The 19,973-nt window shown below is 61.2% G+C and carries 22 protein-coding genes and 1 tRNA gene; 12 read left to right on the top strand and 11 right to left on the bottom strand.

The annotated features are described in order from the left end of the window. The first annotated feature begins 20 nt into the window (after positions 1 to 20). The 3 genes from DM373_RS00920 (at position 21) to DM373_RS00910 (ending at position 2,332) form a co-directional block, all read left to right on the top strand. Entirely contained in the window at positions 21 to 596 is a 576-nt protein-coding gene (locus DM373_RS00920) for a TerD family protein (protein ID WP_110991753.1), read from the top strand. 34 nt (positions 597 to 630) lie between these two features. Next, positions 631 to 1,209 (top strand): TerD family protein, encoded by a 579-nt coding sequence (locus DM373_RS00915; protein WP_110991752.1) that lies wholly within the window; start codon positions 631 to 633, stop codon positions 1,207 to 1,209. A gap of 115 nt (positions 1,210 to 1,324) precedes the next feature. Continuing rightward, positions 1,325 to 2,332: a hypothetical protein gene (locus DM373_RS00910; protein WP_110991751.1), complete on the top strand. Its 1,008-nt coding sequence runs from the start codon at positions 1,325 to 1,327 to the stop codon at positions 2,330 to 2,332. Between the two features lie 10 nt (positions 2,333 to 2,342). Here DM373_RS00910 and DM373_RS00905 read toward each other — a convergent pair whose 3' ends face one another. After that, positions 2,343 to 3,602 (bottom strand): VWA domain-containing protein, encoded by a 1,260-nt coding sequence (locus DM373_RS00905; protein WP_110991750.1) that lies wholly within the window; start codon positions 3,600 to 3,602, stop codon positions 2,343 to 2,345. 190 nt (positions 3,603 to 3,792) lie between these two features. On the opposite strand from DM373_RS00905, the gene DM373_RS00900 reads away from it, so the two are divergent. Next, entirely contained in the window at positions 3,793 to 4,329 is a 537-nt protein-coding gene (locus tag DM373_RS00900; protein WP_110991749.1) for a dihydrofolate reductase family protein, read from the top strand. Between the two features lie 150 nt (positions 4,330 to 4,479). Here the strand turns inward: DM373_RS00900 and DM373_RS00895 are convergent, their stop codons facing one another. The 4 genes from DM373_RS00895 to DM373_RS00880 all read right to left on the bottom strand — a co-directional run bounded on the left by DM373_RS00895 (position 4,480) and on the right by DM373_RS00880 (position 7,281). Then, positions 4,480 to 5,775: an NAD(P)/FAD-dependent oxidoreductase gene (locus tag DM373_RS00895; protein WP_110991748.1), complete on the bottom strand. Its 1,296-nt coding sequence runs from the start codon at positions 5,773 to 5,775 to the stop codon at positions 4,480 to 4,482. 84 nt (positions 5,776 to 5,859) lie between these two features. Further along, entirely contained in the window at positions 5,860 to 6,033 is a 174-nt protein-coding gene (locus DM373_RS00890; protein ID WP_110991747.1) for a DUF3094 family protein, read from the bottom strand. Positions 6,034 to 6,164: 131 nt separating this feature from the next. Then, positions 6,165 to 6,794, bottom strand: a complete 630-nt coding sequence (locus DM373_RS00885; protein ID WP_110991746.1) for a DUF1780 domain-containing protein — start codon at positions 6,792 to 6,794, stop codon at positions 6,165 to 6,167. Positions 6,795 to 6,849: 55 nt separating this feature from the next. Continuing rightward, on the bottom strand, positions 6,850 to 7,281 hold the full coding sequence (locus tag DM373_RS00880; protein WP_110991745.1) for a hypothetical protein: 432 nt from the start codon (positions 7,279 to 7,281) through the stop codon (positions 6,850 to 6,852). Positions 7,282 to 7,367: 86 nt separating this feature from the next. Here DM373_RS00880 and DM373_RS00875 point away from each other — a divergent pair, with 86 nt between their 5' ends. Beyond that, positions 7,368 to 8,075, top strand: a complete 708-nt coding sequence (locus tag DM373_RS00875; protein ID WP_110991744.1) for an energy-coupling factor ABC transporter permease — start codon at positions 7,368 to 7,370, stop codon at positions 8,073 to 8,075. Between the two features lie 213 nt (positions 8,076 to 8,288). On the opposite strand, the gene yacG is transcribed toward DM373_RS00875, so the two are convergent. The 4 genes from yacG to DM373_RS00855 are packed head-to-tail and all read right to left on the bottom strand — an operon-like array spanning position 8,289 to position 11,186. After that, positions 8,289 to 8,489: a DNA gyrase inhibitor YacG gene (yacG, locus tag DM373_RS00870; RefSeq protein ID WP_110991743.1), complete on the bottom strand. Its 201-nt coding sequence runs from the start codon at positions 8,487 to 8,489 to the stop codon at positions 8,289 to 8,291. Then, a complete protein-coding gene (gene coaE, locus DM373_RS00865) occupies positions 8,486 to 9,109 on the bottom strand; it encodes a dephospho-CoA kinase (protein ID WP_110991742.1) in 624 nt (207 codons plus the stop codon). The genes yacG and coaE overlap by 4 nt, the downstream gene beginning before the upstream one ends. Next, entirely contained in the window at positions 9,109 to 9,975 is an 867-nt protein-coding gene (locus DM373_RS00860; protein WP_110991741.1) for a prepilin peptidase, read from the bottom strand. The genes coaE and DM373_RS00860 overlap by 1 nt, the downstream gene beginning before the upstream one ends. A gap of 2 nt (positions 9,976 to 9,977) precedes the next feature. Next, positions 9,978 to 11,186 (bottom strand): type II secretion system F family protein, encoded by a 1,209-nt coding sequence (locus DM373_RS00855; protein WP_110991740.1) that lies wholly within the window; start codon positions 11,184 to 11,186, stop codon positions 9,978 to 9,980. A 211-nt stretch (positions 11,187 to 11,397) separates the two neighbouring features. Between DM373_RS00855 and DM373_RS00850 the strand changes: the two genes are divergently transcribed. From DM373_RS00850 to DM373_RS00840, 3 genes are all read left to right on the top strand, one after another. Next, entirely contained in the window at positions 11,398 to 11,808 is a 411-nt protein-coding gene (locus tag DM373_RS00850) for a pilin (protein ID WP_110991739.1), read from the top strand. Between the two features lie 58 nt (positions 11,809 to 11,866). Next, positions 11,867 to 11,942 (top strand) — tRNA-Thr (locus tag DM373_RS00845). A gap of 274 nt (positions 11,943 to 12,216) precedes the next feature. Then, positions 12,217 to 13,371 carry a Fic family protein gene (locus DM373_RS00840; RefSeq protein WP_110991791.1) on the top strand — a complete coding sequence of 385 codons (1,155 nt, stop codon included), beginning with the start codon at positions 12,217 to 12,219 and terminating at the stop codon, positions 13,369 to 13,371. 78 nt (positions 13,372 to 13,449) lie between these two features. Here the strand turns inward: DM373_RS00840 and DM373_RS28635 are convergent, their stop codons facing one another. Further along, a complete protein-coding gene (locus DM373_RS28635) occupies positions 13,450 to 14,298 on the bottom strand; it encodes a hypothetical protein (protein WP_157966798.1) in 849 nt (282 codons plus the stop codon). Between the two features lie 1,206 nt (positions 14,299 to 15,504). Between DM373_RS28635 and DM373_RS00830 the strand changes: the two genes are divergently transcribed. Then, a complete protein-coding gene (locus DM373_RS00830) occupies positions 15,505 to 15,726 on the top strand; it encodes a hypothetical protein (RefSeq protein WP_110991737.1) in 222 nt (73 codons plus the stop codon). A 69-nt stretch (positions 15,727 to 15,795) separates the two neighbouring features. On the opposite strand, the gene DM373_RS00825 is transcribed toward DM373_RS00830, so the two are convergent. Further along, a complete protein-coding gene (locus DM373_RS00825) occupies positions 15,796 to 16,389 on the bottom strand; it encodes a transglycosylase SLT domain-containing protein (protein WP_110991736.1) in 594 nt (197 codons plus the stop codon). 201 nt (positions 16,390 to 16,590) lie between these two features. Between DM373_RS00825 and DM373_RS00815 the strand changes: the two genes are divergently transcribed. The 3 genes from DM373_RS00815 to DM373_RS00805 all read left to right on the top strand — a co-directional run bounded on the left by DM373_RS00815 (position 16,591) and on the right by DM373_RS00805 (position 19,954). Next, positions 16,591 to 17,658 carry a helix-turn-helix domain-containing protein gene (locus tag DM373_RS00815; protein WP_110991734.1) on the top strand — a complete coding sequence of 356 codons (1,068 nt, stop codon included), beginning with the start codon at positions 16,591 to 16,593 and terminating at the stop codon, positions 17,656 to 17,658. Beyond that, positions 17,639 to 18,124, top strand: a complete 486-nt coding sequence (locus tag DM373_RS00810; protein ID WP_110991733.1) for a PIN domain-containing protein — start codon at positions 17,639 to 17,641, stop codon at positions 18,122 to 18,124. Before DM373_RS00815 ends, DM373_RS00810 begins: the two co-directional genes overlap by 20 nt. A 222-nt stretch (positions 18,125 to 18,346) precedes the next feature. Continuing rightward, positions 18,347 to 19,954, top strand: coding sequence for a hypothetical protein (locus tag DM373_RS00805; protein ID WP_110991732.1), 1,608 nt, complete (start codon positions 18,347 to 18,349; stop codon positions 19,952 to 19,954). Positions 19,955 to 19,973: the final 19 nt, after the last annotated feature.

Here is a 19,973-nt window from a genome sequence, read left to right as displayed (position 1 = left end):
AATCACAAGGAGTTGTTCTCATGGCACTGACTCTTCAAAAGGGCGGCAACCTGTCCCTGTCGAAAACCGACCCGAGCCTGACCAAGATCCTGGTCGGCCTGGGCTGGGACCCGCGCGCCACCGACGGTACCGAGTTCGACCTGGACGCCAGCGCCTTCCTGCTGAACGCCAGCGGCAAGGTCCGCAGCGAAGCCGACTTCATCTTCTACAACCAGCTGCGCAGCCAGGACGGTTCGGTCGAGCACACCGGTGACAACCGTACCGGTGCCGGCGACGGTGACGACGAAGTGGTCAAGGTCGACCTCAGCCGCGTGCCTGCGGACGTCGACAAGATCGCCTTCACCGTGACCATCCACGACGCCGATGCGCGCCGCCAGAACTTCGGCCAGGTCGGCAACTCGTTCATCCGCATCGTCAACGAAGTGACGGGTGTCGAGATCGTGCGTTACGACCTGGCCGAGGATGCCTCGACCGAGACCGCAATGATTTTCGCCGAACTCTATCGCAACAACGGCGAGTGGAAGTTCCGTGCCGTCGGCCAAGGCTACACCGGTGGCCTGCGTGCCCTGGCCAATGGCTACGGCATGAATTTCTGATCGCCCATCCACTCTCGAGAAAGGAATACACACAATGGCTGTAAGTCTGTCCAAAGGCGGTAACGTCTCCCTGTCCAAGGAAGCTCCAGGTCTGAGCGAAGTCATCGTTGGCCTGGGCTGGGACCCACGCGTTACCGACGGCACCGAGTTCGACCTCGACGCTTCGGTGTTCGTCACCGGTGAGACCGGTAAGGTTCTGAGCGACGCCGGCTTCATCTTCTACAACAACAAGAAGTCTGCCGACGGCTCCATCGAGCACCTGGGTGACAACCGTTCGGGCCAAGGCGAAGGCGATGACGAGCAGGTGTTCGTCAAGCTCAACGGCCTGGCAAGCGAAGTGAAGAAGCTGGTGTTCGCCGTGACCATTCACGACGCCGAAGGCCGCAAGCAGTCGTTCGGCCAGGTATCGAACGCCTACATCCGCGTGCTGAACAAGGCTGACGGCAAGGAAATCGCCCGTTACGACCTGTCCGAAGATGCGTCCACCGAAACCGCGATGATCTTCGGTGAGCTGTATCGCCACAACGACGAGTTCAAGTTCAAGGCCATTGGCCAAGGCTTTGCCGGTGGCCTCAAGCCGCTGGCCGAAGCCCATGGCGTGAACATCGGCTGATTCATCTTCGGGTGAAGAAAAGCCCCGGCCTGGCCGGGGCTTTTTTGCATCGACCGCCAAGGAAAGGGTTCAGCCACGGGCCGGATCGATCAGGTATCAACAGGAAGCGAAAGACATGATCAGCACTAGCATCAAATGGGGTTTGGCTTTGGGCGGGGTACTGGCGCTGGCCGGCTGCGATGCCATGACCGACTACAAACTCTCCATGGCCAGGCAGGCACTGCGGGAGGAATGCTTCGGCAATTTCACCAACAGCTGCGTGAGCAAGACCATCGACTTCAACATTCAGGTGCTGGAGGCTGTTTCGCTTGCCGGCGCGAAGGACAAGGACGAGCTGATCGCCCTGTTCGGCGACAAAGGCTGGGCGCTCTTCCTGGAGGCCGAGGAGGAGGTCAAGGACGAGGTGATCGAGGTACTGGAGAAGAAACGCCCGGGCATCTTCTCGCGCTGGGTGCTTGGCGATGCCCAGCCGTTCGATGGCAAAGGTGTCATCGAATTCGCACCGAGCGACCTGCAAGAGATCCAGGCCCAGGTCAAGCGTGTCTACATCGCCAAGGTCAAGGCCGCCGGCCTGCAGCCGGACAAAGCCGCCGCCGCCAAATACGGCGAGACGCAAGGCCAGGCCCCGGCCCCGGTTGCACCTGAACCCGCGCCCTCACCCGTGGTGGCAGCCGCGCCGGTACTCACACCCTCCGCTAGCGCCAATCGCGCATTCGTCACCCTCGATGCCGCCATGCAGGCCTTGATCGCGCAGGAAATCGCCAGCGACGGTGGCAGCGAATACCCGGAAGGTCGCCAGCAGGTCCAGCTCGACCTGAACGGCGATGGCGTGGAGGACGCGGTCGTGCTCTATACCATCGAAGGCCAGGGCGGCGGCAACAGCGCCTACCAGACGCTGGCCGCCTACTATCACGGCAGCGATGGCTGGCAGTTGCAGCAGACCTTGGTCGTCGGTGGCGCCACGCAACTGCAGCGTGCCGGCCCCGAGACGATCACCGTGAAGGTACTGTCCCATGGCGAAGATGACCCACGCTGCTGCCCAAGCCTGGAGACCGAAGTGAAGTACCGTTGGACCGGAACGACCTTCGCCGAACTGCCAGCGCCGAGCCAGAACGCCGGCTGACAAGCAGGGTTCAGGCGACGATACCTTTGGCCGCGGCGTCCTTCAGCCAGTTGGGGAACTCTGCCATCAACTGGTCGTAGAGTTGCTCCTCGCTGACCTGGTGGAGATCGTCCAGGGCGAAGAACCCACAGTTGTCGACGACTCGGCCCGGCATGTCATCGAGCTTTTCAAGGATGCCGTAGCCCCTGCCACCGAGGCCCACGAACTGCCAGAAGAGCGGCAGCTTCGCCGCCTCGGTCATCAGCCGGGTGATCTTGCGGTTCTCCGAGACGCCGCCGTCGGATATGAACAGCACGAACACCGGGGAACGGTCGCCCGAGGCCAGGTAATGTTCGATGACCTGCTCCATCACCCTGGGTTCGTCGTTGAGGCGGCGGCCGACATCCCAGTCGCGCCAGCCGTCATGGTCGGTGTCGATGAACGCTTTGTGGTTGGCGAGGGTGATACACGACAGCTTCTGCGGTTTGGCGGCGAAGGCCCAGCAGTCGATGGCGCCGTCGTCGTCGAAATGCACCGCTAGCGGCAGCAGGCGATTGACCACTTCCTGCACACGGCCTCGGGAGTATTGGCCGTTCATCGAACCCGATGCATCGAGGATCAGTGCGACCCGCGCCTTCACCTGGTCCAGCCTGGCCTTTTCCAGGCTGACCTGAGCTTTTTTCGCCAGGCTGACCAGGTGCGGAGCGCTGGCCGCCACTTTCTTTTCCAGCGACAGTGTCGTCACCTGGATTGGTGTTGGTGTTGGTGTTGGTGTCGGCTCGTCGGCGACTTGAGCGCCGAAATGCCTGACCAGCGCGGCCAGCCCCTCGTTGAAACCTTGAAGGTTGGACATCAGGCGCCATTGGCCATCCTTGCGATAGATGTCCGCCACCATGATGGCCTTTTCGTTAGCGAACGTCGCCCCGGAGAACGGGCAGCTGGCCACGGCGCGCCCGCCGGCATCCTTGATCGTGAAGGTGCTGGCCTGCAGGTCGCGCATGGCGCCATGGCCGTCAATGGCCGCGGTGAACACCAGGCGCTCGATGCTGGCAGGCAGGCGGGCGAGGTCGAGGGCGAATTCCCCTGGCATGGCCTGGCGTACGCTGGCGCAGGGGCTGGCGGGCTGGTTGAAGAACACCATGTAGCGATCATCCGACAGTTTGCCCTGGGCATCGAGGCCGAAGCAGGCGCAGTCCACCGTGTGTGGCGAGGCGATGTTGAGGGAAAACGACAGGGCCTGGCCCTGGATGAGGTTGGACAACGGCAGGCGTTGCCCTTGATTGATCTGCATGAAGCACTTCCTTGAAATACCGCGTCCCTTTGCGCGCCGTGTGAGCCTGACCTATCGAGGCGCCGCTGGGAAGCCCTGCACTCGCCGAAACCCATTCGCCGGCGCGCGGCAAACCGATGAATGTGCACTTCGCGCGGGCTGTGCGGTTTTCTTGCTAGCATGCGGGCATTACTCGCAGGAGCGTCGTGCCATGCCTTTGAAAGCCAGTGTGTTCATCGCCACCAGCCTGGATGGCTTCATCGCCCGTGAAGACGGCAGCCTTGATTGGTTGATGGGGGCGACCGAATCTGCCGATGACCATGGCTATGCGGGGTTCATGGCCGGCGTCGATACGCTGGTGATGGGGCGTGGCACCTTTGACAAGGTCATGACCTTCGGCCAGTGGCCCTACCCAGACACCCGCGTGGTGGTGGTCAGCGCCAGCCTGGCAGCGTTGCCCGCCAATGCGCCTGGGCAAGTCGAGCTGCACCCCGGGCCGATCCCTGAGCTACTCGAGCACCTGCAGGCCACGGGCGCGAAAAGCCTGTACCTGGATGGCGGCAAGTTGATTCAGGGGTTCTTGCGCGAGGGGCTGGTGAACGAGCTGACCATTACCCGCATCCCCGTGCTGCTGGGGCAGGGGATACCGTTGTTTGGCGAGTTGGCGAAGGATGTGCTGTTGCAGCACATGAAAACGACCAGTTACGAGAGTGGGTTCGTGCAGAGCACGTATCGCGTGCTTCGTTAACTTCGCCGATTGGCCATATGGATCTTGTGGGAGCGGGCTTGCCCCGCGATGGCGTCAGGCGTTACAACGATGGCGCCTGAGCTGATGTCATCGCGGGGCAAGCCCGCTCCCACTAGATCTTCGTCTTGACCTTGAGCCGTGCCGTGGCTGTCAGTGCAGCTTCAGGCGAGGCTCGGTCCCGCGCCCAATCTTGCTACCCAGCATCAGCATCGCCGTGCGGAAGAACCCATACAGCGCCATCTGGTGCATGCGGTACAGCGACACATAGAACATCCGCGCCAGCCAGCCTTCCAGCTTCACGCTGCCCATCAGGTTACCCATCAGGTTGCCCACCGCCGAGAAGCGCGACAGCGACACCAGCGAGCCGTAGTCCTTGTACTCGTAGGTCGGCAGCGCCTTGTTCTCCAGGCGCGCCTTCAGGCTCTTGGCCAGCAACGACGCCTGCTGGTGCGCGGCCTGGGCCCGTGGCGGCACGTTGCGGTCGCTGCCCGGCTGCGGGCAGGCGGCGCAATCGCCGAAGGCGAAGATATTGTCGTCGCGGGTGGTCTGCAGGGTCGGGCGCACCACCAGCTGGTTGATGCGGTTGGTTTCCAGGCCGTCGATGTCCTTGAGGAAGCCCGGCGCGCGAATGCCCGCCGCCCACACCTTCAGGCTGGCCTGGATCACTTCGCCGGACGCCGTCTTCAGGCCATCTTCGGTCACTTCACTGACCGAGGCGTTGGTCATCACCGTCACCCCGAGTTTTTCCAGGGTCTTGTGCACCGGCACGCTGATGCGCTCGGGCAGTGCCGGCAGTACGCGTGGGCCGGCCTCGATCAGGGTGATGTGCATGTCCTTGGGCTGGATCTTGTCCAGGCCATAGGCCGCCAGTTCATGGGCGGCGTTGTGCAGCTCGGCCGCCAGTTCCACACCGGTGGCGCCGGCGCCGACGATGGCCACGCTGATCTTTTCACTGGCCACATCGCCGGCATGGGCGCGCAGGTAGTGGTTGAGCAGTTGCTGGTGGAAGCGCTCGGCCTGCTTGCGGCTGTCGAGGAACAGGCAGTGCTGCGCCGCGCCCAGGGTGCCGAAGTCGTTGGTGTTGCTGCCCACGGCGATCACCAGGGTGTCATAACCCAGGGTGCGCGCAGGCAGCAGCTCGCGGCCTTCGTCGTCGAGGGTAGCGGCCAGCTGGATCTGTTTGCTTTCGCGGTCCAGGCCGCTCATGCGGCCCATCTGGAAGTTGAAGTGGTTCCACTTGGCCTGGGCCACGTAGTTCAGTTCATCTTCCGAGGAGTTCAGCGAACCGGCCGCCACTTCGTGCAGCAGCGGTTTCCAGATGTGCGTCAGGTTGGCATCAACCAGGGTGATCTCGGCCTGTTTGCGCTTGCCCAGGCTTTTACCCAGGCGGGTCGCCAGTTCCAGGCCGCCGGCGCCGCCGCCGACAATCACGATGCGATGAGTCATAGGGATATCTCACAAGTTTTACGGAATTCGTGGGCACAAGGCCCGGCCGCGACGCAGCCAAGGGGAGGGCGAGCGCAAGGCAGCTCATAGCACCAGTCCACTCAACAGGCGGCTCAACAGGCCCAGACCGATGGTCACGGCCACCACCAGCAACAGGAGCAGCAACGGCCGGAAAGGCCTGCGCTCGACACGATGCTGGGGGGCACTCAAGTACTCATCGACGCGACGCTGATCTTCAGGATTCAGGCGGCTGGTCATGGTGGGCCTCGTAGATAGACGTTTGTGACTGCGTGTACGCCACAGCGTTCACGCAAACGCGTGGAACGAATGATAATGTGTTCTATCTCTGGCGCCGAGTGTACGTGATCGCAAAGACTCTCGGCACTGGATCAAAGACTGATCCCCACATCGAACACGATGCTGCGCCCCAGGTTGCCACGCAAGAAATCCGGCGCATCCGGGTGGGCGAACAGCACCCGGGCGAAGGTCGGCCCCACCAGCGACAGCGAACGCCAGCCCTGGCGCAGGTATTCGGTGGGGGGCGGGAAATGGCTGTTGAGGTCGAGCACCTCGCGCTTGAGGCTGGCGAAGGCGATGATGTCCAGCTCGCTCAAGTCCAGCCCGCGCTCTCGGTAGTTATGCGCCTTCTTGCGCAAGGTCGGCGCCAGGCGCGCCAGCAGCTCCTGGGCCGGGATGCGCCGCGGCCGTGCTTCGCGACGCACCAGCTGGCTCAGGGAAAACGCGCTGCGCCGGCGTTGCAGCTCCTCGCGCCATTCATCGTTGAGGCGCCGGCCCTCGTCGAGCACGAAGAACACCTCGAACGCCGCATCGCGGAACAGCACATCCGGCGGCTCCTGCCCGGCCGGGGTGAAGTCCTCGCTGCGGTAGGCAATGTTCAACCCTTGCAGCAGGCGCTGGCACACCCAACGCTCGCGCTCCCATTTGCGCGCATTGGAGAGAAAGGCATTGGCTTGTTCGGCCTGGATGGTAAGCAGGCGCAAGTAGTCGGAGTCATCCATGGGGACAAGCTTAGTCGCTAAACGATGACGGTAAGATGCTGTTTGTGCGTGGGAATCAGCCCAGCATCAACCATTGCTGAACCACCCCGAGCAAATGCAGCAGCCCGCCCCCCAGGCAGATCACCGAACTGACCGCGATAAACTGCCGAGTTCGCCCCGTGCCGGCCAGCAGCACCGGGCCCAGCAGGCCGCGAGCCAGGTACACCAGGGTGATCAGGCAGATCACCGGCAGCAGGAAGGGCAACGGTTTGATCAGCCCGGCAGCCGACAGCGCATAGGCCGACCAGGCCAGCAACACCAGCGCAATGGCCGTGGTGACCAGTGCCGGGTAGCTACGCCCCTGCTCGGCGGCCCTGGCCATGCGCTCGCCCGCGCCGAACAAGCGGTACCAGCGCGGCCCGACCAGGATGATCGCCAGGTGCAGCAGGCCCGCGACCGCGCTGAATGCCGCGCCCAACAGTAGCGGGAGATTGAGCCCTTCAGGCATGGCGGACGCTTCCTGCATCGAATGGAGATGCCAGCCTATAGCAACCGGACGCAAGGGAGAATGGGTGTAGACTCAGGCTTGTCCACATGGCCGACAGGGATATTGCTCAGGTGATCAGCGCACAGGTCTTGTCCAGCACCAGCCTCACCCTTGGCTGGCTCGGTTACGTGCCCCTGCTGGCCTGGGCCATCAGCCGCACCCGCTGGGTCGAGCTGTTCACCGATACTCGCCGCCAGCACCTGCTGTTCGGCACCGTGTTCGGCTTGTTTGCCCTGTGGCTGGTGCGCCGCGACTTCGACACTGGCGTGTCCTATCACTTCATCGGCATGACCGCCGTGACCCTGCTGCTGGACTGGCCGCTGGCGGTGCTTGGCGGCTTTCTTGCCCAACTCGGTTTGCTGCTGCTCGGCCGCCAGGACCTGGCCGCCATCGGCGTCAACGGCCTGTTGATCGTAGGCCTGCCGGTGCTGGTCACCGAGGTGTGCGCGATCCTGGTCGAGCGCGCCCAGCCGCGTAACCTGTTCGTCTATATCTTCTGCTGCGGTTTTTTCCCCGCGGCCCTGACGGTGCTGGTGTGCCTGATGGCCGGGCTGGGGCTGCTGTGGATGGACGAACGCTTCGCCATGCCGGAGTGGCTGAGCGACTTCGTCGGCTACCTGTGGCTGATGATGTTCCCCGAGGCGTTCATCAACGGCACGGTGATCAGTGCTTTGGTGGTGTTCAGCCCGGAGTGGCTGGAGACGTTCAACCGCACCCGCTACCTGCAGGCGCCGTGGAAGGATGACGACCGCTGAAAGCATCGCGGGGCAAGCCCGCTCCCACGAGGCAGCCAATGGCGTAGCACGCGTGGGAGCGGGCTTGCCCCGCGATGGCGTCGGTACTTGCTGCGCCAGGCTTGGCCTTAGCTGTAGGAGCAACTGTCTTGCTCAGCTGTTGATGCTAGCGCGATCCCTGTGGGAGCTGGCTTGCCAGCGATGAGGCCAGCACAGGCAACCCAAAATCCAGGCTCAGTGCCGAGGCTCCAGATCCCCCGAATACAACTCATCCTCGGACTCATCGGAGCCGGCAATCTTGTGCTCCTCGGCCGCCCAAGCCCCCAGGTCGATCAACTTGCAACGGTCGGAACAGAACGGCCGAAACGGGCTCTGCTCCCCCCATTCAACGGGCGCGCCACAGGTCGGGCAATCAACGGTCATCGGCTGGCTCATGGCTGGCCTCCTCGCAAAGTCAGGTAAAAGTGGTGCAGGCGGTCGATCTCGTCGTGCAGCGTTTGCAGGTCACGATCATTGACCACCACATCATGTGCGTGGCGCAGGCGCTCTTCCCGGGCCAACTGGGCCTTGAGAATCGCCTGCACCTGTTCGGGGCTGGTGTTGTCGCGCTGCAGGGTACGCTGCACCTGCAACTCGGTAGGGGCATCGACCACCAGGATGCGCTGCACCTTGTTGAACTGCCCCGACTCGATCAGCAGCGGCGAGACATACACCGCATAAGGCGACTCGGCCTTGGCCAGGTAGCTGAAGATTTCCTGGCCGATCAGCGGGTGCAGCAATTGCTCCAGCCACTGCCGCTGCGCAGGGTCGGCGAAGATCAGCTGGCGCAGGGCGGCGCGGTCGAGCTGGCCGTCTGCCTGCAATACACCAGGGCCGAAGCGCTCGACGATGCGGGCCAGGGCAGGGCGGCCGGGTTCGACGACCCAGCGCGCGGCCTGGTCGGCATCGACCAGGTGCACGCCCAACGCGACGAAGCGCTCGGCGGCGGCGCTCTTGCCGCTGCCGATGCCGCCGGTCAAGCCGAGAATCCAGGGGGTGAAGGGCGCTGTGCTCATCAGGTTCCAAGCAGTTGCAGGTAAGAGGCGACTATTTCATCACCCCAGAGCACCGCGATCCAGCCCGCAATGGCCAGATAAGGCCCGAAGGGCAGCGCAACGCCCATCTGCGCCCGGCGCAGGCGCACCAGAACCAGCCCGATCAGCGCACCGGCCAACGACCCGAGCATCAGCGCCAGCGGCAGGATCTGCCAGCCGCCCCAGGCGCCGAGCATCGCCAGCAGCTTGAAGTCACCCTGGCCAATGCCGTCCTTGCCGGTCAACAGCTTGAACACCCAGAACACCGACCACAGGCTCAAGTAACCCGCCACCGCGCCCCATACCGCATCGGCCAGCGGCACCAGCAGCCCGAAGGCATTGACCACCAGCCCCAGCCATAGCAGCGGCAGCACCAGCACATCCGGCAGCAACTGGTGCTCGGCATCGATCAGGCTCAAAGCGATCAGGCCCCAGGTCAGCACCATCACCAGCAAGGCTTCGATGCCCGGCCCGAAATGCCAGGCCACCAGCAGCGAAAGCAGGGCACACCCAAGCTCCACCAAGGGATAGCGCGCACTGATCCGCCCCTTGCACGCCGAGCAGCGCCCGCGTAACGCCAGGTAGCTCAAGACCGGAATGTTCTCCCACGCACGGATCCGGTGCTGGCAATGGGGGCAGCGAGAGGCCGGCAGGCACAGGTCGAAGCGCTCGTGCGTGGCCCCCGGCAACCCCAGCACTGCCTGCGCCTCCCGCTGCCACTGGCGCTCGAGCATGATCGGCAAGCGGTAGGCCAGCACATTGAGAAAACTGCCCACCAGCAACCCCAGCACCACGGCCAGGCTGTAGAAAAACGCAGGATGTTCGACGACCAAGGACCAGGCATTCATGTTCAGATCAGGCTGCCCAACTGGAATATGGGTAAATACATCGCCACCACCAGGCCCCCCACCAGCAGCCCGAGAATCAGCACGATGGCCGGCTCCAGCAGCGTGGTCAACTGCTCCAGCCCCTGGCTCACCTGCTCCTCATAATGTAGCGCGGCTTTGTCCAGCATCAGGTCCAGCGTGCCGCTGGCCTCGCCGACTGCCACCAGCTGGCGCAACAACGGCGGGAACAGCGTGTCCGCCTCCATCGCCTGGTGCAGGCCCAGCCCGTTCGCCACGCCCTGGCGCAGGGCCAGGATCGCCCGCTCGTGCAGGCTGTCACCACTCACCGGTGCCACCGTCTGCAACGCATCCAGCAACGCCACCCCCGCCGCATAGGAGGTCGCCAGGCAACGGGCGAACCGCGCCAACGCCGCATGGCCCAGCAAACGCCCGACCACCGGCACCCGCAAAACCAGCCGCAACATCCACAAGCGCGCAGGCACATGCCGCCGATATAGCTCGCGCGTGCCCAGCCCCAATGCCGCCATCAGCACCACCCACCACACCGCGTGATTGCCCAGTGCTGTGGATAAGTCGATCACCCACTGGGTGAAGGCCGGCAATGCCTTGTCGAAACTGGCGAACAGGCTCTGGAACCGCGGCACCACCTCCAGCAGCAACAACGCCGCCACCCCCAGCCCGGTCAACAGCAGCAGCGCCGGATACAACATCGCCTTGCGCACCTTCTGCCGCAGCGCCTGGCGTTTCTCCAGCATCGTCGCCATCTGTTCCAGTTGGCAGTCCAGCGTGCCGGAGTGCTCACCCACCCGCACCAGGTTGCAATACAGCGCATCGAACCACGCCGGGTGGCGCTGCAAGGCATCCGCCAGCCCCAGCCCCGCCGCCACATCCTGTTTCAACCGCGCCAGCAGCCCACTCATGCCGCTGCCCGTGTTGCTTCGCAGCATCACCTCGAACGCCTGCAACAGCGGCACCCCCGCCGTCAGCAAGGTCGCCAGCTGCCGGCTGAACCCCGGCGCATCCGTTTTGCCTTCGCGCTGCGGCCAGCGCCATCGCCAACCTCCCGCCGGCTGCACCCGCGTAGCGCGAATGCCCTGGCGCTGCAGCCACGCCCGCACGAACGCCGGGCTGCGCCCAGGCTGCTGGCCCTGTTGACGAACCCCGGCGGCATCGATGCCCTCCCAGGCGTAGAGGCGGGTAGACGGTGGCATGCAAAGTCCTTTGCAGTGAAGCGACAAGCCCGGTAACAGCTTGCCGGGCCCGACAGCGGGCGCGATCCCATGACGGTCACTAGAGTAGTCCAGCACCAAGCCCGCCCCGCCAACCAGGGGTGACAAAAGGTGTCGGTTCAGGCCTACTGCGCGCCTGCCGGCAGGGCCCCAGCGCCCCTGCGCCTCCACGCATTACGAAGGAATACCGCCTATGAAAGGGCAACGCGGCATCACCCTGATCGAACTGATGATCGTCGTCGCGATCATCGGCATCCTGGCGACCATCGCCATCCCGATGTACACCAACCACCAGGCCCGCGCCAAAACCGCGGCCGCCCTGCTGGAAATCTCCGCCCTCAAGACCCCGATGGACATCCGCCTGAACGACGGCAAGAACGTCCCCGACGTCGCCAGCCTCGGCGGCCAGGCCGCCACCGCCCATTGCGCCATCACCGCCACCGGCACCGCTGCCGACGGCACCGGCAGCATCGTCTGCACCCTGGCCGAAGCCCCCGCCAACGTACTCGGCAAAACCCTCACGCTCAGCCGCACCCAGGCCGGCTGGAGCTGCACCACCACTGTCGAGGAAGACCTCGCCCCGAACGGCTGCAAGGTGCAGTGAAAGTGAGGTGGAACAGGGGTTTGCGTAACGCACACGGCAGTGGTACGTTGCGCAACACGCCGGTGTAGCTCAGTCGGTAGAGCAGCGCACTCGTAACGCGAAGGTCGCAGGTTCGATTCCTGTCTCCGGCACCATTCAGTAGGTCTGATACAGCGTCCCACGCTGTTGGCCCCCTCCAAGAAAGCCCGCACTTTGCGGGCTTTTTTGTCTCCGTCCCTATCGTTTCCAACTGATCAGGCCAGCTCCATCCTATGGCCTGGTTCAAGTTAGTGATCAGCCACATTCCACTTACGGTTGCATGGCTTTTGAGATAGTGCTTATCTGATGCTTGGCTTTTGCCCAGCATTTACGGGTGGTTTTGCTAAATTTTTCAAGATAATGCCTTTGCTGATCAGAGATAATTTTCAGATGGCCAGATTTACGCATCACGATCTCCAGTTGCTGAACCCGTCCTTCGACTCGCCTTTGGTAGACGTGCTGAGCGAGCTTGAATTCCTGCGCAGGCTGAGGCTTGAGGGGGACACCCCACCGCAGGTTTTCTTCCAGCTCAAGGCCCTGTTCCATACCCTGGAAAGCTTGGGATCTGCCCGAATCGAGGGGAACCACACCACCCTGGCGGACTACATCGAGAGCAAGGTCGAAGGCAAAGCCGAGAGCACCGATCAGTTGCTGGAGATTGCCAACATCGAAAAGGCCATGGACTACATCGAAGAGGTAATGAAGCCCGGTGTAGATCTGACTGAGCATGCAATCCGAGAGCTGCTTGCCATGACCGTGGTCGGATTGCGCCGTGAAGGGGACAAGACGCCTGGAGCCTATCGTGAAGGGCTGGTGAGGATTGCTCAGTCGGAACATCTTCCGCCGGACCCTGTGCTGGTGCCTCAGTACATGCAGGAGCTGGTCAGCTTCATCAATCGTGAAGACTCACCCAAATACGCCTTGATGAAAGTCGCGCTGGCGCACCATCGTTTCGGCTGGATTCACCCGTTCGGCAATGGCAATGGCCGGGTGGTGAGGCTGCTCACCTATGCGCTGCTGATGAAGTACGGCTTCAATGTGAATGTGGGCGGAAGGGTGCTGAACCCCACGGCGGTGTTCTGCAATGATCGAGAGAATTACTACACCATGCTCGGGATGGCCGATACCGGCACGACGGCGGGGTTGGAGGCCTGGTGTATCTACGTTCTGGAAGGTATTCGCGACGAACTGGAGAAGGTGGATAGGCTCACGGATTATGGCTATCTCACGAAAAGTGTCCTGGCACCCGCGGTGAGCTTTGCGCGGGATCGGGAGTGGATCACCGAAGTAGAGAAGCTGATTCTGGACTGTGCGATAAGGGGGAAAGTCGTGAAGTCGGCTGATATTGCGCAGGCGTTGCCCAAGCTCTCATCGGGTCAGCGTACCTACCAGATCAAGAAACTGGTGGAGCAGGGCATGCTTGTTCCGGTTAGCGCAGGTTCGAGGCAATACACGCTGGGGTTTTCCAACAATTACCTGGTACGTGGAGTTATCAAGGCGCTGAGGGAGCAGGGGTTCATTCCTGAGCCGCTTGATAAGCCGTGATGGGTAGCGAGTCAACGAATTGAACACTGCATCAGGCTGGGGGTGATCCCCCAGACTTCCGCATCACAAATCCAGCGCTTAAAATGTTCCTAGCTTAGATAGCAATATGTAAAATGCCAAGGCGAACAATGCGGCCAGCGCGGAAAAAACAACCGCAACGGCACGTATTGGTTTTCCCTCAAAAGGCAACCAGAAAAAAGTCGCCTGGATAGCCTTAGCAAAACCCGGACTTAGTATCATTAGTTTAATCAAAACGACAACAAAAACCGGAAGTGAGCTCAAGGTCAGCGAATAAATATAGACGGAAGTCAGGTTTTTAAATTGCAATGCTTGAATGATCGTGGTGGCAACGATTTTTGGCAATGATTCTATATTGCCTCCGAACGCGCCAGATATTAATGTAAACCCCATGTATGTCGCAAGTGTCAAAGTGGTGAATAATACTGCTTTAATTGTGATGTCGAAAAAAATCGTAAGCATGTTCCGGAGAATAGAGTTGATCACAAATAGGTTGGTTAGTGTTTTGTACTGGCTAAATACTACGCAATTAACAATAAAGGTAACCAAGAAGCCATTGCCAAAAAACTGAGCAATAAATCCTCTGGTTGTTAGCGCTTCGCTCATGCCAGGTGTGTGTGCTGAATATAAGGCAAGTACGAATATCATCGAGGCTAGTGTAAGTATTAAGACGTTTAAAAAAAATCTAAACCCTCCTCCAGGCGAAAAATAGCAATCTAGAAAAGACTCAAGCACGGTTCGAACTTCCGACGTTTCTGGAGCATTGAGCGTCTGGCTAATAGCACCATACAGTCGCGTCGCGCCTGCAGCGCTGATTAGCTTGTCAGCATTCCACAACGCCAAAGCAAGACCCACGCTCGAAGCTAAGGCTGCGGGTACCGAGCTTAAAATTACGTCAATAACGTCCATTTTTCGGGCTCTCGCCATTAGGTATTGCACGAAAGTTTGGCAGGTTTTTCAGGGGTTTCTGTATTTGATTTAAGTTGATTTGGAATGGCTGATGGCTTTTAGATGCTGAACGGTTATTAGTTTAGTGGGCACATTCGAAATTCCGGTTATTGCCGTGCTCTGACGATCCCTGCATGGTGTTTGTAACGTGTGGTCGCGGTTCTCGCTGAAGTAATTTATACATCTCAATTTGCCGGCGTCAGCCACCCTGTCGAGCTCATCTATTGAATTGGTCGGATAATTCTTGATTCGATTTCATTAAAATCCATGCTGGCTGATTTATTAAAATTCCCAATCAGGAGCGTTATAAGATATATCAAAGTGCAGTCCCGCAAAAAGCAGGAGTCACGGTCAACGACCGTCTGTTGAGGGGCGTCTGAAGCGGCTTTAATGCATTCGTGGCAAAGCCCTTTGGCGGGTCTGCACCATCTCACCACGGTCTGCAATCTAGAGGTTGTTTAAGGACAAGTCCAAGGATAGAGACCCCTAATGTGAGGAATAATGACTTTTAAATTCAATGAGTTTCGTAAAAATACAAATCCTGTACCCCGACCAGATCCCAGAAGTCTATGACTGTCTGTAAAACATCCAGCAAACCCGCTAAGCGCGGGCTTTGATGTTGCAGTACGCGTACCCCTGACCAACGCGCTCATGCACTACCTTGATGGCTTTGCGGACATCAGTATGACTGAATCGACGAGGGCAATTTTTTCGAACCTCTTTCCCTCAGCACTTTGGGAAATTTCCTCCAGTCAGGCCTGTTGCGAACCGATCCACCCTAGGGATAGATTCCCCAAGTCGCAGCAAAATCTGCGGCCAGGTGTAGGAACCTGCTGGTAAACTTGGCGCACGCACTGGGCGCCCCATCACAACGGCTGGCGCTTTTTTTGTGCCTGCTGCGCTGTGTCATGGCGGCTGTGTGTGGGCAGGCTTCGGCCTGGCCGGGTTCCAAGTTTCCCGGTATTCCTACCCCATACACAGCTGCCACCCAATCCCGTAGGAAGGATCGTGGCCGCTCCAAACACAAACTTGGAGTCTCATGCATGCTTATTCGCATTCTGAGCAAGATCCTCGCATCCGCTCTCCGCCGCCCAACCCCCGCGGCCACCCCATCCCCAACCTTCTACCCAATCGACAGCCAGTCCCTCGCCACCCGTGAGGTGCCCCATGACTGACCGCGAGCGCCTGTCCACCATCCAAAGCTACGCCTGGACCCTCGAACTGCTAGGCGAAGCCCTGGTCCAGCACGACGAAATGCTGGAATGCGAACACAACCCGCAACTGAGCTTCCGCAACACGGCGGGGATCCACCAGGTAATCCGGATCATTAGCCGGCTGGCCAGCGAACAGGTCGGCAAGCTGGAGGCTTTGAGAGAAGAGGGGATATAAACGACTGATGCTACGCGTCACAGGGGCCGCTTTGCGGCCCTCTCGCGTGGCCTCTATCGGCTGGGCCTGTCAAAACCACCCACCCCGCGAAAGCTCTTGCTCACAGCTGCGATACTGCGCCCCAAACACCTCCGCCCGTGCCTGAACCTTCTGCGAGACGTTCATCAACCACGGCTTGGCGTCATAGCTGCGGTTGCGGTAGCCGCCCCAGCCTTCGTGGTAATTCAGGTACTGGCCGTAGGCGTCCCACTTGGACACGCCATTCACCCGCTGGCTCTTCTGCATGTACCAGCCCATGAAGTCGACGGCGTCGGCGAAGTCGTCGCGGGCGGCGCCCCAGCCGCCGGCTTCGCGCTTGTAGTCGGCCCAGGTCTCGTCCTTGGCCTGGGCGTAGCCGTAGGCGGTGCTGACCCGGCCCCAGGGGATGATGCCGAGGAAGTAATAACGTGGCGGCAGGGCGTCGTGCTTGAACGAGGACTCCTGGTACATCATCGCCATCGGCACCTGCACCGGCGCACCCCAGCGCGCCTGCATCTTCAGCGCCGCCTCGTGCCATTTCGGCTTCTCGCGGAAAATCTCGCAGAGGTTGTCGGGGTTGGCGGGGGGCTTGGTGGCACAGCCGGCAAGCGCCAGGAGCAGGGCTGGCATCGAGAGCCGAAGCATGGAGGAGTTCCTTTTTGCAGACGTCGGGATCGCAGTTCGCGGGCGCTTTATACAGGCTTTGCAGGCGCATATGAATCAGCGGGCTTTCGCGCGATCCCAGGCTGAGGCCAGTACGGCCGTCGCCCATGCCTCGACGGTCAGGCTTATCGGGTTTATATTTCTCCAGTATTTTTATTTTTCGTAAACCGAGGGAGTCAGCTGATGATCGGCGAGCGCCTCAAACGTGCCCGCGCTGCTGCTGGCCTGTCGATGCAGGCGCTAGGCGAACTGGTGGGCGTGAGCGCCAACATGATCAAGAAATACGAACATGACCAGAGCATGCCCAGTTCCGGCGTGCTCGTGCGTTTGTGCAAGGCGCTGTCGGTACGCGCCGAGTATTTCTTCCGCCCGGCTAGGGTCGAGCTGGCGGGGGTCGAGTACCGCAAGCGTTGCAGCACCCCCAAGGCAATCCTGAAACGCATCGAGGCCGATGTACTGGATCAGGCGGAGCGCTGGCAAGAGCTGATCAACCTGTGGCCGGCCTATCCCGTGCAGCCGTTCAGCGTGCCAGCAGGCCTGCCTGCTGAGATTGCCTCGCTGCAGGCGGTCGACAGCCTGGCCGACCAGGTGCGGCAGCTGTGGGGCCTCGGTTCGAGCCCCATCCCAGACTTGATCGACGTGCTGGAGACTCACGGGATTCTGGTGATCATCACCCAGGTCGATGCACAGGCGAAATTCGACGGTTTGCAGGCCAGCGTGGCAGGGCAGCCGGTCATTGTGGTGTCGGCGGACTGGCCGGGCGATCGTCAGCGCTTCACCCTGGCCCACGAGCTTGGCCACCTGTTGATGCACGGTCGGTTGGCCGAAGCGCTGGATGAGGAAAAGGCCTGTAACCGTTTTGCCTCGGCATTGCTGGTGCCCGCCAGCGCCATGCGGCAGCATCTGGGCGATACCCGCCACATGCTGGAGGTTCGCGAGTTGTACCTGCTCAAGGCTGAATATGGCCTCAGCATGCAGGGTTGCCTGTATCGCGCTGGGGACCTGGAGATCATCCCGCACGCCGTGCGCGAGCGGTTGTTTTTGCTGTTCGCCAAACAGGGCTGGCGCAAACAGGAGCCTGGTGCGGCGTACCGGCCAGAAACCACCCGGCTGTTCCAGCAACTGGTCTACCGCGCGCTGGGGGAGGGGATTGTCGGCGAGTCCAAGGCGGCGGAGCTGCTGGGCATGACGGTGTACCAGTTCCACCAGGCGCGCAAACTGGAGTTACTGGATGCAGCTACTCATCAGTGATGCCAACATCCTGATCGACCTTGAAGAGGGCGAGCTACTGGCTCAACTCTTCACGCTGCCTTACCAGTTCACAGTGCCGGACATCCTCTATTTCGATGAGCTAGAAGCGCAGCATGCACATCTGTTGCACATGGGGCTTGAGCTGGCTGAGCTGAGCCCATCCACCCTGCTGTATGCCATGGAACTGATAGGGCGAGTCAGCGGGCCAGGCCGCAATGATTGCTTCGCGTTGGCGCTGGCAAGGCAGGAAAAGTGTCCGCTGTTATCCAGGGACGAAGCGCTGCGCAAAGCGGCCGTGCAGGAAGCTGTCGAGGTGAAAGGCACGCTCTGGGTGGTCGAGGAGCTTGTTCGAAACGCTGTCATCACTGTCGATCAGGCCCATGAGGCTTATCGTCGGATGCGGGCGAATGCACGACGGCTACCTTGGCCAATTGCTCATCAGCGGCTGGATGATTTTTATCGATAGAGGCGGGTTTACGGGGCTGGGGGTTGTCTTCAAGCCGTGCCGGGCCTCATACAACTCCCTCAAACGCCTTGTCAGATCGTCATACAAAAAGCCAATCGGTTGAGTTACGCTGCCGAATGATGGCTACTGGCCATTTATCGGCGAACGCAAGGACGTGGGCGCGACAGGTAGGTTGCTCAGGTTCCTTGCTGTGCTCACTCAGCAATCGAGGCTGCAAGCTACATGGACACGACCCCTCTGATAGATTTCGATATTGCGCTGTCGCTTAATCAACGCGGGCTCTGCTGTCAGTTCGAAGAGGCCTGGCGGGTATGGAACCGCAGGGCTGCCACGCCGTTCACGATCCTGGCCACGCCGCTCAATCATCGCAAGCAACCCTCCACCACCCGCCTGCAGGCCAACCTCGGCAGCCCACAGTTGTCACTGGACGCGCAGCGCATGGCGAGCCAGGAAGTGCTGACGACCTTCGAGCTGCTCGACGGTACGCTGGCCTACATGAGTGGCAACGACCCCGTCGAACTGCCCATTCACAAGTACTCCCTGTCGATCCGCTCGATGGTGCGCAAGCGCACGGTCAGCCGCGAGCAGTTGTACAAACACAATCGACAGTGCGCCGAGGGGGTGACCCGGCAGTTGGAGCACTTCAAGCTGGCCGAGGGGCAGTTTTCCATCGAATGCCTGTTCCTCACCCTGACCCGGCCCGAAGCGCTGATGATCCCGCAGCTGCACACGCCCGAGGATGCCACGCTGTCGAGCGAGGCTCGCGGCCAGCTGGTGGCGTGTATCGAGACCTGGATCGCCGACAGCGGCATCGATGGCCCCAATGGCCTGCTGCTGATGGCTTCGGTGGTGCCGCGTGCGGCCAAGCGGCCGCCCAGCCTGTTCATGGAGGACTACTTGTTCCGCTTGGTCAGGGAGCATGTCACGAATGTCGAACCCGACCTTACTCACACCATCGACTACCTGTGCGTCACGGAAGGGGGGCACAGGCTGCCCGACGATGCCGCCAAGCAGGACGCCTTGTGCCGCAGTCAGGGGATCTGGCCCAGCCACATGTTCGCGGACGGCTCCGATGGCTTGTTCGCAGGCCTGATGGTGTTGCGCAAGGACCTGTTCATCCAGCACCTGCTCAACAGCCTCAAGCAGGCACTCAAACGTGAAGTCGAGCGCATGGCGCAGGAAAACAGCCTGCAAGGCAACGCCGGCAGGCTCAAGCACCCTGAGCTGGATTTTCTGAAAGTGCTGAGTTTCGAGCGTGACGGCAACTCGCTGTTCCTGCAGGGCAGCAAGCATTACCAGTGGAAGGACGGCGACCTCCAGCTCGCCCTGGACAAGCACCTGAAGCTTGAGATCAAGCTCGTCGAGGGCAACCGGTTCCTGCTCGACGGCCGGCTCCACGGCCATCTGGACCGTGATCGCACCACCTCCTGGGACATGCATTCGCGCGCCACGGCCACCCGCAACACCGACATCGGCGGCAGCATGTCGCTGAGTACCCAAGGCCAGGGTGCCAAATGCTCGGTGGTGCCGGTGTTCGCGCCCACCTTCACGCCGGTCACCGGCAAAAACGACGATCAGGGCGACACCTGGGCCATCACCCAGTTCTTCACGCGCATCAACAACAGTTGGGACGTGGGGATCGCGGGCGACTGGCTGGGCGCATCGCGCGACGCGATCATCGGCATGCTCGAGGGCGTGTTCAGGGACGTCAACCTGGAGATGGGCAACCTGGCCTTCGTCCCGCCAGGCGAGGAGACCTTCTTCTTCCGCGAGCCGCGCTTCAACCAGCATCTGGACCTGGTCATCAACGTCCTTCATCGCGATGTCTGAGCGCCCTCAAGGAGCACTG

Origin of the sequence: Pseudomonas sichuanensis (assembly GCF_003231305.1) — a bacterium.
Classification (GTDB): domain Bacteria; phylum Pseudomonadota; class Gammaproteobacteria; order Pseudomonadales; family Pseudomonadaceae; genus Aquipseudomonas; species Aquipseudomonas sichuanensis.
This window is presented reverse-complemented; position numbering and strand designations above follow the sequence as displayed.

Coding starts and splice junctions, on each gene's coding strand:
- yacG (WP_110991743.1), bottom strand. CDS start 8,489: ATGAGCCAGCCGATGACCGTTGATTGCCCGACCTGTGGCGCGCCCGTT.
- DM373_RS00875 (WP_110991744.1), top strand. CDS start 7,368: ATGGCCGACAGGGATATTGCTCAGGTGATCAGCGCACAGGTCTTGTCC.
- DM373_RS00895 (WP_110991748.1), bottom strand. CDS start 5,775: ATGACTCATCGCATCGTGATTGTCGGCGGCGGCGCCGGCGGCCTGGAA.
- DM373_RS00885 (WP_110991746.1), bottom strand. CDS start 6,794: ATGGATGACTCCGACTACTTGCGCCTGCTTACCATCCAGGCCGAACAA.
- DM373_RS00880 (WP_110991745.1), bottom strand. CDS start 7,281: ATGCCTGAAGGGCTCAATCTCCCGCTACTGTTGGGCGCGGCATTCAGC.
- DM373_RS00815 (WP_110991734.1), top strand. CDS start 16,591: ATGATCGGCGAGCGCCTCAAACGTGCCCGCGCTGCTGCTGGCCTGTCG.
- DM373_RS00860 (WP_110991741.1), bottom strand. CDS start 9,975: ATGAATGCCTGGTCCTTGGTCGTCGAACATCCTGCGTTTTTCTACAGC.
- DM373_RS00915 (WP_110991752.1), top strand. CDS start 631: ATGGCTGTAAGTCTGTCCAAAGGCGGTAACGTCTCCCTGTCCAAGGAA.
- DM373_RS00890 (WP_110991747.1), bottom strand. CDS start 6,033: ATGACCAGCCGCCTGAATCCTGAAGATCAGCGTCGCGTCGATGAGTAC.
- DM373_RS28635 (WP_157966798.1), bottom strand. CDS start 14,298: ATGGACGTTATTGACGTAATTTTAAGCTCGGTACCCGCAGCCTTAGCT.
- DM373_RS00805 (WP_110991732.1), top strand. CDS start 18,347: ATGGACACGACCCCTCTGATAGATTTCGATATTGCGCTGTCGCTTAAT.
- DM373_RS00850 (WP_110991739.1), top strand. CDS start 11,398: ATGAAAGGGCAACGCGGCATCACCCTGATCGAACTGATGATCGTCGTC.
- DM373_RS00900 (WP_110991749.1), top strand. CDS start 3,793: ATGCCTTTGAAAGCCAGTGTGTTCATCGCCACCAGCCTGGATGGCTTC.
- DM373_RS00830 (WP_110991737.1), top strand. CDS start 15,505: ATGACTGACCGCGAGCGCCTGTCCACCATCCAAAGCTACGCCTGGACC.
- DM373_RS00825 (WP_110991736.1), bottom strand. CDS start 16,389: ATGCTTCGGCTCTCGATGCCAGCCCTGCTCCTGGCGCTTGCCGGCTGT.
- DM373_RS00920 (WP_110991753.1), top strand. CDS start 21: ATGGCACTGACTCTTCAAAAGGGCGGCAACCTGTCCCTGTCGAAAACC.
- DM373_RS00905 (WP_110991750.1), bottom strand. CDS start 3,602: ATGCAGATCAATCAAGGGCAACGCCTGCCGTTGTCCAACCTCATCCAG.
- DM373_RS00855 (WP_110991740.1), bottom strand. CDS start 11,186: ATGCCACCGTCTACCCGCCTCTACGCCTGGGAGGGCATCGATGCCGCC.
- coaE (WP_110991742.1), bottom strand. CDS start 9,109: ATGAGCACAGCGCCCTTCACCCCCTGGATTCTCGGCTTGACCGGCGGC.
- DM373_RS00910 (WP_110991751.1), top strand. CDS start 1,325: ATGATCAGCACTAGCATCAAATGGGGTTTGGCTTTGGGCGGGGTACTG.
- DM373_RS00840 (WP_110991791.1), top strand. CDS start 12,217: ATGGCCAGATTTACGCATCACGATCTCCAGTTGCTGAACCCGTCCTTC.
- DM373_RS00810 (WP_110991733.1), top strand. CDS start 17,639: ATGCAGCTACTCATCAGTGATGCCAACATCCTGATCGACCTTGAAGAG.